Annotated in this window: 13 protein-coding genes; all 13 read right to left on the reverse strand. The window is 32.2% G+C overall.

Translation table 11 applies throughout. The annotated features are described in order from the left end of the window. Window positions 1-1,981: S8 family serine peptidase (locus Q4A58_RS01670; protein ID WP_303116040.1), on the reverse strand; the 1,981-nt coding region annotated here is incomplete at its 3' end. A 127-nt stretch (window positions 1,982-2,108) separates the two neighbouring features. Next, a complete protein-coding gene (locus Q4A58_RS01675; protein ID WP_303116041.1) occupies window positions 2,109-2,702 on the reverse strand; it encodes a leucine-rich repeat domain-containing protein in 594 nt (197 codons plus the stop codon). 15 nt (window positions 2,703-2,717) lie between these two features. Beyond that, window positions 2,718-3,866, reverse strand: a complete 1,149-nt coding sequence (locus Q4A58_RS01680) for a 2-hydroxyacyl-CoA dehydratase subunit D (protein ID WP_303116043.1) — start codon at window positions 3,864-3,866, stop codon at window positions 2,718-2,720. A 10-nt stretch (window positions 3,867-3,876) separates the two neighbouring features. Beyond that, complete coding sequence (locus Q4A58_RS01685; RefSeq protein WP_303116045.1) at window positions 3,877-5,202, reverse strand: 2-hydroxyacyl-CoA dehydratase subunit D; 1,326 nt, start codon at window positions 5,200-5,202, stop codon at window positions 3,877-3,879. A 133-nt stretch (window positions 5,203-5,335) separates the two neighbouring features. Continuing rightward, window positions 5,336-6,133, reverse strand: a complete 798-nt coding sequence (locus Q4A58_RS01690) for an acyl-CoA dehydratase activase (protein ID WP_303116046.1) — start codon at window positions 6,131-6,133, stop codon at window positions 5,336-5,338. 47 nt (window positions 6,134-6,180) lie between these two features. Then, window positions 6,181-7,416: a sodium/glutamate symporter gene (locus Q4A58_RS01695; RefSeq protein ID WP_303116047.1), complete on the reverse strand. Its 1,236-nt coding sequence runs from the start codon at window positions 7,414-7,416 to the stop codon at window positions 6,181-6,183. A 22-nt stretch (window positions 7,417-7,438) separates the two neighbouring features. Further along, window positions 7,439-9,196, reverse strand: a complete 1,758-nt coding sequence (locus tag Q4A58_RS01700) for an acyl-CoA carboxylase subunit beta (RefSeq protein WP_303116049.1) — start codon at window positions 9,194-9,196, stop codon at window positions 7,439-7,441. A gap of 20 nt (window positions 9,197-9,216) precedes the next feature. Next, entirely contained in the window at window positions 9,217-10,017 is an 801-nt protein-coding gene (gene gctB, locus Q4A58_RS01705) for a glutaconate CoA-transferase subunit B (protein ID WP_303116050.1), read from the reverse strand. Continuing rightward, window positions 10,017-10,982: a glutaconate CoA-transferase subunit A gene (gctA, locus tag Q4A58_RS01710; protein WP_303116053.1), complete on the reverse strand. Its 966-nt coding sequence runs from the start codon at window positions 10,980-10,982 to the stop codon at window positions 10,017-10,019. The genes gctB and gctA overlap by 1 nt, the downstream gene beginning before the upstream one ends. A gap of 41 nt (window positions 10,983-11,023) precedes the next feature. Beyond that, window positions 11,024-12,163 carry a sodium ion-translocating decarboxylase subunit beta gene (locus Q4A58_RS01715; protein ID WP_303116054.1) on the reverse strand — a complete coding sequence of 380 codons (1,140 nt, stop codon included), beginning with the start codon at window positions 12,161-12,163 and terminating at the stop codon, window positions 11,024-11,026. A gap of 15 nt (window positions 12,164-12,178) precedes the next feature. Next, window positions 12,179-12,589, reverse strand: a complete 411-nt coding sequence (locus tag Q4A58_RS01720) for a biotin/lipoyl-containing protein (protein ID WP_303116056.1) — start codon at window positions 12,587-12,589, stop codon at window positions 12,179-12,181. A gap of 48 nt (window positions 12,590-12,637) precedes the next feature. Beyond that, window positions 12,638-12,961 carry an OadG family transporter subunit gene (locus tag Q4A58_RS01725; RefSeq protein WP_303116058.1) on the reverse strand — a complete coding sequence of 108 codons (324 nt, stop codon included), beginning with the start codon at window positions 12,959-12,961 and terminating at the stop codon, window positions 12,638-12,640. 357 nt (window positions 12,962-13,318) lie between these two features. Continuing rightward, on the reverse strand, window positions 13,319-14,581 hold the full coding sequence (locus Q4A58_RS01730) for a Glu/Leu/Phe/Val dehydrogenase (RefSeq protein WP_303116059.1): 1,263 nt from the start codon (window positions 14,579-14,581) through the stop codon (window positions 13,319-13,321). Window positions 14,582-14,830 lie beyond the last annotated feature (249 nt).

Raw genomic sequence — 14,830 nt, forward strand, 5'->3', positions numbered from 1 at the left:
ATAATTCTGCAACTAATTTTCCATCATTTGCTTCTACACTTGCAACTCTCATTCCATTTACTTCAACATTGGAAATATTGCCTTCAAAAGCTTTTCCTTCCATTAAAGTAGATTTTTCACCTTGAGTAACATATTTATCAGAAAGAACCTTAACTGTTCCATTTTCTATTTTTATATTTCCCAAAACATTTAGTTTTGCTCCACTATTAAATGTAGTTGTTGAGCCTTTGTATGCTGTATAGTCTCCTCCTACTATTGCTGTTGTTCCATTAATTTCAACGCTTCCATAATTTTTTAAAGGAGTATTTGTTGTTATTTTTTGAGGATCTATTGTTTTAATAATGTTGAAAAATGCTTCATCATAACCTATTAAAGCTTTCTGATTTAGAATCAATTTCCCTGCTGATTCAACTGTTACTTCTGAAGAGTGGATTTTGTGGATTTCAAGAGTTCCTGCATTTACTATACTTCCGCCAGAATATGAATTATCATTAGTTAAATGTAGAGTCCCTTTACCTGATTTTATTAGTTTTCCTCTACCTAAAATTTTATTTTCAAAATATGAAGTTTTTCCACTTGGTATATTAGCAGTAAAATCATGAGATCCAAAAAAATCAGATGAAATATTTGTAAAAGCTCCTGGTCCTTTTAAAGCTCTGTCCTGGTTTAACATACCCCAACCATATCTATCATCAGGTAACATTTCAACTCTTCTTCTTTCTTCCAAACTTAGACTACTGTCTATTTCAGTTTTATCTGTTGTAGTAAACAGAGTTTGTCTAATTTGATTTGGACTCATCCAATCAAATTTTTCTGCAACCAAGGCCGCTGCCCTTGAAACTCTTGGTGCTGCATAAGAGGAACCTATTCCATAACTATATTGAGTTCCTTCAGTACCTGCCTTGGGCCAAAAAATAGATTTAGCATCAGCTGAAATTGACCACCATTTTGCCTCTTTTCCTGGATAATTTAAATGTGGATTAACATGTACATTCAGTCTTCCAGTAGGTTTTGTTATTCCACCTTCAACTTTTGTTTCTTCTGCAAAAATTCCAACAGCTGCAATCCATCCTTTTTCCAATTTTTTACTGAAATATGGAAGTCCTGCTTCTAAAGCTACATCATTTTTAGGATCATTTCCAGCTGCCCAAACTAAAAGTCCTCCCTTATTGTCAACAACATCTTCAAAAAAAGATATGAAACCTACATCATCTTTAGTATCAAATACATAATTCCTTAAATTTTTTCCTTTATATTCTGGATCCATTATAGTTTTTTCAGAACCCCAAGACTGATTAAAGATTTTTACTTTTTGACTACCAAATCTGCTCAATATATTTCTATAAGTATCTAAATTAGCAATTACTCCTTTATTATTTACATCTGTTCCACCACTTCCTATGCTAGCTGCAATTATATTTAGCTTAGTCTTATTATTAGTATCATATCTTTCTTTTCCAAAAATTTTTCCTGTATACTCAACATTTCTATCTGCTAATACTTCCAGAACTTGTTCTCCATGTGGACTTTTACTATCCTTTGTATCCCAACTTGGTCTGTTTAGTATTTCTATAGAATAGTTAATATTTAAATTATCAAAATTTTCAAAATGGTCATTGTAAGTATGATTATGTTTGAAATCACTGTCCAATATAGCAACCTTAACTTGACTACCATCTAAAGCTCTAGTATCACTTGGAATAGCTACTATCACATTTTTTCTTCCATTCTCTAAGCTATTTTTTAGCATAGACATATTACTTTTATCCAATTTTGTAAAATTATCTGGAATAGGTTGAATTGGTGTGCTAGGTTTTCCTGGAACACTTGGTTTTCCTGGAACTGATGGAGTACTTGGTTTTATTGGAAGATTCGAACTTCCACCACCGCCGCCTCCTCCTCCACCTCCGCAGCTAGTAAGTAAAAGGGCAAAAATTCCTAATAGCATAATCTTTCTTTTAAAATTTTTTTCAACTTTCATAGAGAGCCTCCTTATAACAAATACTTGAAATAAATAATCTAAATGTGATTTCTTAATTTAAATTTTATTTTATAATAAAAATACACTCCTATCTTTTAAATATAGAAGTGTATTTCCTCATTTATGTTTATTTTATAATTGTAGTATTAGCTTCAAAAGCATTTCTATGTAAAACTTCTATATTTTTAGGTATTTCTGCCTCAGAAATATTATTCTTTAAAAAAGCATACATATCTATTTTTTTCATTCCTTCAGGGAATTTTATAGAGCTCAGTTCATTTTTATAAAATGCCGAAGCTCCTATTTCTTCAAGTGAACTAGGAAGGTTAACTGTTTCAAGCTTATTCATTGCAAATGCACTTGGTTCAATTATTCTTTCTTTTCCACCAAAGATAATATTTTCTAATTTATTATTATAAAAAGCAAAACCTTGAATTTCAACCAAAGCAACTGGTAACTTTACTTCCCTTAATTTACATACTCCAAAAGCATCATAACCAATACTTTCTACACTATCAGGAATTACAACAGAAGTAAGTCCTCTTCTATAGAAAGCTTCACTTCCGATTTTCTTTATTGGTACTCCTTCAGGAGTAGTCGCAGGAATTACCATATCAGTAAAACCTTGAGATTTTACTTTATCTTTTCCTTTTGGTGTCATTCCTTTCAATTCATCACCTTTAAAAATAAAATCATCATTTTCCCATATATTTTGACTCATTTCCCTCTCCTTATATTACCATCTACTAAGTTGTACGATTTCATTAAATGTTTCAAGTTGTGTTTTAACTTGTCCAAAGTCAGCCATTTGTTGGTCATAACCCATTTTTATTAAAGGTACTTTTGCTGCCTCAAATGCTTGTTTTAAAGATGGGTATTCCATTTCTTCAGTATCATTAAAGTTCATCATAAACAACAAACATCCATCTGCCTTATTTTCTTTTACTAAATCAAGAACATATTTTGGACGTTTATAAATATCTGGGTCATATAGTATAGGGTCTTCATCCATACGAGCAAATTGATCAGCTAATGCTAGCATAGGATCTTCTATTGATAGATCTATATCCACTTTTAATGCTCTTGATTCATGTGCTACATCATCTGCAACTACACAAACTTTATAATTATCAAAAACCTCTAGTAATCCTGGGTTATCAGTTATAACTCCACTTGTTACAACTCTAACACCATCCCAATCTTCTTCTGGTAATGCTGCAAGCTTGTCATTTAATTTTTTTAAAAGTGCTGTATGTTCATCTTTTAACATAAAATAAGAACTTTTTAAAACATAGCATCTATCTGATGCCTTGATTGTTTGTGGATGAGTAGCTGCTAATTTTATAAATTTCCTCTTTTCTGCTCTGTTTTCATTATATACTTTAAAGGCTTTCTTTAGATTTTCATCTGTTATTTTCACATCACAAATTTTTTCAAGTTCTTCTTTTGCCTTATTAAAAATTCTAGCATTATATTTTTTACCAAAATCCTCTTTTCTATGTTGCCCATGATTTAAGAAAATCATAGGTATTTTTCTTCCAGCACTTACCTTATAATTTTGTGAGAATGGTCTTAATGTATCATCTAAAGTAGTTACCATAGAAGCTGACAAACCATCTAAGGTTCCATCTAAAGCCATTTCTAAACATCTAAGTGCCAATGAATAATAAAATGTAGGAAAGTAATTTTTTGCTTGTTCTATTGGACCTTGTCCTCCCCAAACACCAAAAGGAACTATTCCAGCAGCATAAACAATTTCTTCTGGAGCATAATAAGGGAATATTCCTACAGCTTTTTTTCCTTCAGCTAAATATTTATCCAATTGTTTTCTTGGATTATTTGCATAGTACTTAAAATCATTTAACAATTCCTTAATCTCAGCCATTTCTTTCCTCCTATTTTAGTGTTGGTTTTGACCAATCTGTTTCTTTAGTATTTTCAAAATTAGTGTAAACATCCTCACCTTTAGCTAATTTCTCTGCCTTTCTTTCATTCATTATTTCAACAAGCCCCTGTACTCTTGTATTATATTGTTCTGTAGAAAAGTTTCTTTCATCAGCTTGGTCGCCATCAAAGTGAACTACTGGAATCCCTAAATCTTCCTTCCATCTTCTTTCTATTTCAGGCATAGCACCACTCCAAGGTTTACAACTACGATTGTAATTTACTAGAGCTCCACTTATTCCATTTTCTTTCGCCATAGTTTCACGCCATTCAACTCCTGTTTCTATACACACAGAACAAGGAGCCTTACAATAAGCTGCTGCCATTTCTCTCATATTTTCATATCTGAATCCAAATGCTGGAGCATATACAACAGCAGTTACATTGACACCATTATCTTTCAGTGGTTCAAACAGAGGTCTTAAACCTGGCCAACAAGGTATACCTTCGAATAAAATTCTATGTTCTTCAGGATATTCCCAAGTTGAAGTTCCTTCTTTTATTGATTGTTCAAATTCTTGTGCCAACAATTCAAAGCCCATTGCAGCTTCTTCATCACATCTTGCAGCAACTATATCTGCCATATGATTAAATAGATCAAAACCACTAAGTGGAGATGGTTTATATGACATATAGTTACAAGATTTTAACCATGCTGCTGCTGTTCTATTAGCTCTTGCACAAGCTTCTTCAAATTTCTTTTCATCAAATTTTTTACCTGTAAGTTCTTCTAATTGCTTTATAGCATATTCAAATTGACCTATTAAGTAATCTATTTTTTCTTCAGGTGTATCTACTGTATTTGAAAATGGTATATCTATCATTATCAAAGGAATATTATGCATTCTTGCTATATTCTCATACCACTTTGTCATCATATTACAAATATTATTACAGCATAATAAAAAATCTGGTTGAGGCATTCTTCTTGCATCCGTTGGTTCTCCAGCCGCATATGCCAAGCTTATTCTTGCATATCCACATATATCATTATCATAGCCCATGTCTTCTGCTGCTTGACATAATCTTAATCCATCTTTCTTTGCAGCTGTTGATGCTGCATGGTTTTCAGGATATACAACATTTAAATCAAATGCTTTTGCTAGCTCAATAGGGAATTTTGATGAACTCCACCCTACTAATTCTCCTCTTCTTTTTGCCTCCCAAGCATTTGCATAAACTTTATCAACAACACCTCTTAAAACTGCTGCCGCAGGTTTATGTCCTTCTATTGGTCTTGGTTTTTTATTCGGTAATTTTTCCATTTTACCAGCCATAGTGTATCCTCCTATTCCTTTTAAAAACAAAAACTTATAGTATTTTTCTATATTTATTTATAAATAACAATAATTCTAAAATGCATAGGGTAAAATTTTGATACTTACCCTATGTTTTAGAATTTATTAAAACTTATTTATTTTCGTTCATCATACATTTTTGATAAGCAAATAATGCAGCTCCAATTGCACCATTTAATTGGCAATATTCGCTAGTATATATTTTAAATCCTATATTTTTTTCTAGAGCTCGAACCATTCCTTTATTTAATGCAACTCCTCCAGTCATTATAACTTGGTCTTTTATTCCAACTCTTTTAGCTAAACTTCCAACACGGCTAGCTATTGCTGTATGTATACCTTTTATAATATCTTCAACTTTTGTTCCCTTAGCTAATTGTGATATTACTTCTGACTCAGCAAAAACTGTGCAAGTCGAACTTATAGCAACATCTACCTTAGATTCTTCATCTAATTTTTCTAAATCCTCTAAACGAAGTTCTAAAACTTTTGCTATAACATCTAAGAATCTTCCTGTCCCAGCTGCACATTTATCATTCATTACGAAATTTTCTAGCATGCCGTTGTCTCCTATTTTAAGAGCTTTTGAGTCCTGACCTCCTATATCTATTATGGTACTAACTTTTGGAAAAAGAAAGTGTGCCCCTTTTGCATGACATGATAATTCTGACATCTGTGCTGGGACTTCTTCTATAGAATTTCTACCATAGCCTGTTGCAACTGCACCATCAAGCTGATCTATACTTTCGAAACCAATTTGTTGTAAAGTATCTCTTATTACTCTTGCAGGACCTGTTGTTCCTGTTCCTACAGATATAACAGATTTAGCAACAATTTCCTTTCCATCTTTTATTATAACAGCCTTAGATGCAGTAGAACCTATATCTATTCCCATTGTATATTTACTCATTTATTTTATCCTTTCCCTAAAAAACTTAAATTCCTAAAAATTTAAGACTATCCTAATCCCACCATACTTTTTGCTATATCTAAGAATTTTGTAATTATTATAGCATTTGATATATTACTTATAAATCCACCTATGACTGGGACAACAAAGAAAGCTAACTTTGAATATCTATATTTCTTGCATACAGTTTGCATAGTTGTCATAGATACTGGAACTGCTCCTAATCCAAAACCAGTATGCCCTACAGCCATAACCGCTGCATCGTAGTCTCTTCCAAGCAAATTGAAAGATAACAAGTAACAAAAAGCTACTATTAATATAAGTTGAGCTAATAGTAAAACTACTAAAGCAGGACCTAAATCTGCTAATTGCCATAATTTCATAGTGATAATCGACATAGATACAAATAATCCTAGAGAAAATTCTCCTACAGTATCTATAGCTTCGTATAATACATCGTGATTCCCTTTTTTTCTATCATAGAAAAGTCTTATCAATATTCCACCAAACATACAGCTAACATGAATCGGAAATTTTATTCCATAATTTTTTAATACAATAGTTAAAACTTGCCCTATTCCAAGTGCTATACACATTAAAAACATTGCATTTACAACACTTTTTTTATCTATAGCCAGCCCTGTAGTTCCTTCCCCTTCTTCCATTTCAGCAAGTTCAGCTTTTCCATCTAATTCTGGATCTTCTAATTTATGTCTTTTTATTATAAAATTTCCAAATGGTCCACCTAGTATACAACCTGATATTAAACCAAATGTTGCTGCTGCTATAGCTACTTCCATGGCTGCTGAAGCCCCTGCTTCAACGGCTATTGGTGCAAATGCTGCTGCATTCCCATGCCCACCTGTCATAGGAATACTTCCCGTCATCATTGATATCAAAGGGTTTACATTCATTAGTTTTCCCACAAAAAGTGCCATAGCATTCTGTGCTGCAGCAAGAATAGCTGCTAAAATAGCAAAAATTACAACTAATTTCCCACCTTTTTTTAGAAGTGCCATAGATGCTGCTGCTCCACTGGCTGCAAAAAATATACAATAAAATAATGTATTTACTGCCTTGTAATCAAAACTTAATTCAAAGATATTACCATAATAAAGTCCCATAGAAATCAATGCAAAAATAGTACCTCCAACAACTGATGCTGGTAAACAGTATTTTTTTAATACTGGAAATTTTTTTCTTAAAAAATCCCCAAAATATATTGCTAAAACTCCTAGGGCTAAAGTTTCAAACATTCCTAACTTTAAAACAATTCTTTCCATATTTTACCTCTTTCTCATAATTTTATTTTTTAACATAAGTATTAAACTCACGAATTGCTCTTGGTAATATCATTTGATGGAATGCACATATAGATTTAGGATTTTGATACACTGCATTTACAAATGCCAATATATAGCCTCTTAGTTCTCTTAGAGGAACTATTTCATCAACCATTCCCATTTTTGCACAGTATGCTGGTCTTGACTTAGTTTTATACTCTTCTATTAGTTTATTCATTTTATCAATTGTAGGTTGTAAATCTTTTCCAGCTTGATGATCTTTAGCAAGCCTTCTTGAATACATAGCACTTGCTGCTGTTTCTCCATTCATTACATATACCTCTGTAGCTGCTGTTCCTAAAGAAAATGCATTTGTATTATTCCCTTGTGGACCACCCAATACATAGTGAGCTGCTGCAGATGCTTTTCTGATAGATATTTCAATTTGAGGAACACCAGAATTTTCTATAGAGTAAATTAAAGATTGACCTAGCCCTAGTAATTCCGCTTTTTCAGCATCATTTCCTACATCTATTCCACTAGTATCTTGTAACCATACTATTGGTACTCTATCTCTTGAGCATAGGTTTACAAATTCACTCATTTTAACAAGACCTTGACGGTATAATTTTCCACCAATACCCACAGATTTTTCTTTATATTCAGGATAATTCATAAGTAAACCTTGAGCATTTGCAACTACACCTACCAATAATCCATCCACCTTAGCAAGCCCTGTTACAATTTCTGGTCCATAACCTTTTTTATATTCAGAAAATTCCGAATTGTCAAATAGACGTCCTATTACATCATAGATATTATAAATTTTCTTTTGATTCATCGGTACTATGCTATATAAATCTTCTGGATCAAATTGTGGTTCAGTTGGTTCATCAACTCTGAAGAAATCTAAGTTATACGATGGTAAATAACTCATATATTTTCTAATTCCTTCTAAAACTCCTATTTCATCTCCATATACTTCTCTAAAAAATCCTGTTTCATTATAATGTATATCAATAGTTCCAGGAACTTCTACATTTTTACTTTTAATTGTTGCTTCAGCTATTTGTATAGCACCTTCCATATCAATGTAGCCTTTAGGATTCATTCCTCCAACAATTCCTGCCCCTCCAACTGCCATATTTGCATCTTCATGTGCTATTAAAATTGTAGGACTTATACTGTGATATCCTCCTCCTGCTGGGTTTGTTCCATATATTCCAACTATTACTGGAATTCCTAATTGTTGTAATTCCGCATTACGGAAGAATGGAGTTCCCCCTCCACGACGATTAGGATATACCATTTCTTGTTCATCTAATTTAACTCCACTACAGTTTAATACATAAACTAACGGAATACCTAAACATTTTGCAGTATCTGAGGCTCTTAGTAGATTTTCAGCCTGTCCTGGAACCCAAGCTCCAACTATTTTTTTATTATCTGAGGCAACTACCACTGCCCATTTTCCTTCTATTCTGGCTAATCCTTTTACTATACCTGTTCCAGTTTCAAAGTCTTCTGGATTATACAAAGTATTTAGAGGATACCATGTACCTTCATCTATTAATTCGGCAACTCTTTGCAAAGCTGTCATTTGACCTTTATCATTAATTGTTTGATCAGGAGTTCCAGCTTGTTGCATATCTTCTATAGCTTGTGCTATAGATTCCTCTACTTCTCTAATTTCATTTTCATTAGCTTCATCTATTACAGATAGCGGTTTTCCTACAATTGGCATATTTTGAAAATATTTAGGCATTGAAAAATTACTCATCTATTTAATCACTCCTTCTTTTACTCTTCTACTGGCACTTTTATAAATGCTTGATTTGGATCTATTTGTTCTCTTATCATTTTAATAACTTCTTCAGAAGGTGCCTCTAATAAAACAGCTCTTGATGTATCTATTTCAAAACCTGTATTTTCAACTATCTCTTCGATAGATGAAGTTGGATAATAACCAGCTAGATACATTCTTTTTGTCTTCTCATCAAATCTTAAAACACCTCTGTCTGTAACAACAGCCTTTGGTCCTCTATTTCCAGGTAAACCAAGTTTTTCTCTTCCACCTGGCCCATCTCCCCAACCAACACTTGTTACATAATCTATTTTTTCAATAAATCTTCTTTTTTCATGTTGCATCATTATTACTGTATTTGAGTATGTAGCTATTCCATTCGCTCCTCCACTTCCTGTGAATCTTGTTTTAGGTGCAAAATAATCTCCTATACAAGTAGAGTTGACATTTCCATAAGGATCTATTTGAGCTCCCCCTATAAAAGCTATCATTCTGTCATTATCATTTAGCCATTCATTAGTTTCAAATCCTATAAATCTTACATTTGGCCATTGAACAGCACAGTGACCCATAAGTCTCGAATCTCCAACAGATCTAGGAACTTCTATAGGACTACAATCCATAAGTCCACTTTCCACTATTAATTTACAATTTGGGGCAAAAATATTTTTAGCAAGTGAAGCTCCTATTAAAGGTAATCCAGTACCAACAATAACAATTTGTCCATCTACTATTTCCTTAGCAATAGTTATTGCTTGCATTTCTTTATTAGTATAATTCTTATAATTCTTTGCCATTATTTTTCCTCCTTAACTAATTTAGCTGCATATTGGAACCCAGGAACAACTTTTAATTTAGCTAATCTACTCGCTCCAAGCTTATCTAAATATTCATCATGATTTTTTATATCATATATCCATTCTTTTGTAAAAGCTTTAAAGTCTTCCTCTGTTTGAGTTACCTTATCATACATTTTATAAAATGCTGGATCATAATCATAATAATTGTAAACTTGAGATGGGTGTGCTCCATGTGGTGCATGAACTACAGCATCTACACAGAATTGTGGAATCGAATTTTTTGTAGGATCCTTTCTTATTTCTTCTTCTGTCACTATTTCTTCCGCTATAACTATACATTTTTTAGCAGCTATTGCTATATCTATATCGTGAAATTCATCTCCCTCTATTGAACAAGTTCCATTTATAGATGCCTTTTGTACATGAATAATTGCTGTATCTAATCTAGGAACTGGAACAGCTATAACTTTTTCTCCTGGATTAAACGGATTTTCTACTTCCACAAGTTTATCATTAGGTAGTTTTGCTATTGTTTCCCTTACTTCTTTGCTGATTCCCCATTTATTAACAAGATCGCTTCCTTGCATCAGACTTACTGGTAAATATGGTAAACCTAAAGAAGCTGCATGAAGCATTAACATAATGACATCTTGTGAATAATCTTCTACTAATAAACTTCTTTCTTTTTCAATTGCATGTCTAAATCTTCTACATACATTTGTATATCCAGAGTTAGCTATATAACAATTTATAAATGCCTTTATTCTTCCTTCTCCAATTAAAATATCCCAATCTCCACCTGCTGGACCTGAATATCCTATAAAATCTGTTAACCCTTGTCTAACTATTTCATATACTGCTGCATATGGTTTTCTATTTGTTGTAAAACCACCGAAACATAAGCTATCTCCTGATTTAACATATTTAGCTATCGCATCATGTAAAGACATTACTTTACTCACAAAAATCCCTCCTAAAATTTATTTTAAAGCTTGTTTTACTTCTATTTGAAAACTAACATAAAAAATCCTGCCGCTACTGCAGATCCTATAACTCCTGCAACATTTGGTCCCATAGCATGCATCAACAAGAAATTTGTTGGATTTTCTCTAGCTCCTTCAGACTGAGAAACACGTGCTGCCATTGGAACTGCAGAAACCCCTGCGGAACCAATTAATGGGTTTATTTTTCCACCAGTTAAATAATATAAAATTTTCCCTAAAATCACTCCACCTGCTGTCGAAAAAGCGAATGCTGCAAGCCCCATAGCGATTATTGCTAAAGTTTGAATCCTTAAAAATATAGCACCATTAGCTGTTGCTCCAACACTTACTCCTAACATTATAGTAATAATATTTATCATTGCATTTTGGGCTGTATCCGAAAGTCTTTGAACAACTCCTGATTCCTTAAATATATTTCCTAACATTAACATTCCAAGTAAGGGTGCTACAGAAGGTAAAAGTAAAGAACAAAATAGTACCGTTGCAACAGGAAAAACTATTTTTTCTGCTTTACTAACCTTACGCAATTGATTCATTTTTACAGATCTTTCTTTTTTCGTTGTAAAAAGTCTCATTATAGGTGGTTGAATAAGAGGTATTAATGCCATATAAGAATAAGCTGCTACTGCTATAGGTGCAACTAATTCAGGCGCTAAATTATTAGCTATATAAATAGATGTTGGTCCATCTGCTCCTCCTATTATTCCTATTGCTGCTGCCTGAGCTGGAGTAAAAAGTCCAGTCGCATTAGCAAACATAAAAGCCACATATATACCTAATTGAGCAGCTGCTCCTAAAACTAAACTTATAGGATTTGCTATTAACGGAGCAAAATCTGTCATTGCTCCTACCCCCATAAATATCAAACATGGAAATAAATTACTTTTTATTCCACTATACATTATTCGAATAACCCCTGAAGTATACCAAGGATCTCCTTCTTTCATTAAATCCACTAGAGGTATGTTAGCTAAAAACATTCCAAAAGCTATTGGTAATAATAGTAAAGGCTCAAATTTCTTAACTATGGCTAAATATATAAGCACAAAAGAAATTAATATCATTACCATATTTTCCCAGTTAAGTGCAATGAATCCTGACTGCTCTAGTAATTCTTGTATAACTTTAAAAAAATTCATTTTAAAATCCTCCTATTATTTTAATACTATTAGAACGGCGTCAGTATCTACCATATCTCCTTTTTTTACTCTTATTTCTGCTACTGTTCCATCTGCTGTTGCAGGAATATCATTTTCCATTTTCATTGCTTCTAAAACAGCTAGACAGTCTCCATATTTCACTACATCTCCAACTTTTACTTTCACATCTAAAATTGATCCTGGCATAGGACAAGTTATTTCTGTACCTCCTGTTGATGGTGCAGGTGCTGCTGCTACAGGAGCTGGTGTTGGTGTTGGTGCTACTGGTGCTGCCACTACAGGTTCTGAAGCCACAACTGTTCTTTCTGCTCTCCCAATCGGTTGACGAGATAAAGATTTTCCTCCCCCAACTTTTTCAACTTCCACCTCAAATTTTTTGCCGTTTAAAGTCACTACATATTTCATTTTTTTCTCCTTTCAATTTTAGCTTAAATTTTTTTAACTCTTTTAATTTTAAATTTCCTTAATATTAACTATTTGGAAATTTTCTACTGGCTCTCTCATTTCTTCACTAATAGCCGAAATGATAACAGCTAAGTTTTCCAATTCTTCCTGATTATCTTTTACCACTGTTGCTGTTGTTGTTGATGCAACTGTTTTAGGTGTTGTTACTTGTTGTGATTTTTCTTCTGGAATTGCACTCGTTATAATAGATACTATCTTAGAAGATATAATTATAAACAGTGCAAGCGCAACAAGACAAGTAAAAACGACTGTAAAACCTATTAAAAAAGTTATAAAACTTTCATAAAAAGTCATAGTCTGAGATGTCCACATATAGTTCCTCCTTTTTTATGTACTTTTAACAATATTAAATTGTCACTTTCTAACCTAGAAACTATTTCTTATTTTCGAACTTTAAGTTCTTTTTTAGAAAAAGCTCTAAGTTTGCCTTTCACATCTTTATCTATATAATAATACTATTTTTTTCATATTTTTTCTAGTTTTTTATTTTATTTTTTTTTCATAATATATATCTTATATAGGCAAATTATTTATTTTTTTTATACTTTTTTTATTGTAAATTAAATTTTTTATCATTTTAACACAATATTATTTTATTATATGACTTTTAAAAAAATGGTCTAGTTAGAACTAGACCATTTTTTGCTTTATTTTTATTGTTTTAAAGAATTATAGCCATCCTCTAACTTCCATTGCTTTTGCGATTCTATCAATAGATTTCATATAAGTCGCTTGTCTGAAAGAAACATTTTTCTCAACCTTCATTTCCCAAATTGGTTTGAAGGCATCAACCATAGCTCTTTCTTCTTTTTCTTCTACTTCTTTTTCTGTCCAATAATATCCATATAAGTTTTGTACCCATTCAAAATAAGATACTGTAACTCCACCAGCATTAGCTAAAATATCTGGAGCCACTACAACTCCTTTTTTATAAAGAATTTCATCTGCCTCTAAAGTTATTGGACCATTTGCTCCTTCTGCAATAACTTTTGCCTTTATTAAATTTGCTTCATGTTCTTTAATTGCATTTTCTAATGCACATGGAGCTAATCCTTCAACTTCCAATGACCAGAATTCATCCATAGTAAGAACTTTTGCCCCTGCTACTTTTGTTAAACTTCCTGCAGCTTTTGCAGCTTCTAATTCAGAAAAAGTGAATCCTTCAGCTTTATATACTGCATAAGCTCCCTTTTCTTTTTCAAATTCAGCAACAGCTACAACTTTTCCACCTAATTTCATTATATTTTTTACAGTGAATTTTCCAACATTTCCAAATCCTTGAACTGCAACTGTAGAACCCTTTAAATCTTTTCCTAAAGCTTTAAAAGACTCTCTCATTATTACAGCAACTCCAAATCCAGTTGCTTCATTTCTTCCTTGAGACCCTCCATAAGTTAAAGGTTTTCCTGTGAAAACTCCTATTCCTTGTTCTCCAGAAATTTTATTATATTCATCTTGCATCCATGCCATTATTTGTCCATTAGTATTTACATCTGGAGCTGGTATATCTAATTTTTCACCTAAATATCTATACATTCCTCTAACATAACCTCTAGACAATTCTTCTAATTCTCTTTTTGATAATTCTGAAGGATCTACAGTAATTCCTCCTTTTCCTCCACCATAAGGAATTCCTGTAACTTGACATTTAATACTCATCCAAATAGAAAGTGCTTTAACTTCATCTGCATTTACATCTGGATGGAATCTTATTCCTCCTTTATAAGGACCTACAGCATCATTGTGAGCAGATCTATAACCTTTGAAAGTTTTTATAGTTCCATTATCCATTTTTACTGGAATAGATATTTCTATTATTCTTTGTGGTTCTTTCAAAAGTTCATATACAGCTGGATTTGCTCCTAATGCATCACATGCTTTTTTCACTTGTGCTTGTGCATTCAATAGTGGGTTTAAAGTTTCTTTACTCATTCTAATCCTCCTTAAAAATATTAAAAATAATAATATCAAATAAATTAGTGATTTTGTTATATACATTTTAACATTTTTTAAATTTCTGTCAAGAAGAAAAATTTTATTTCATTTTTTTAGCATTTTGTTTGGTTTAAGTTTTAATTTTTATATAAAAACTTAATTATTATTGAAATATGTATTTATACTATGAATAATTTGTATATATTACCATCATTGTAATGATGGTTTCTTCTAGGCTTTCTAAAC

The organism is Fusobacterium sp. (assembly GCF_030528405.1).
GTDB lineage: Bacteria > Fusobacteriota > Fusobacteriia > Fusobacteriales > Fusobacteriaceae > Fusobacterium.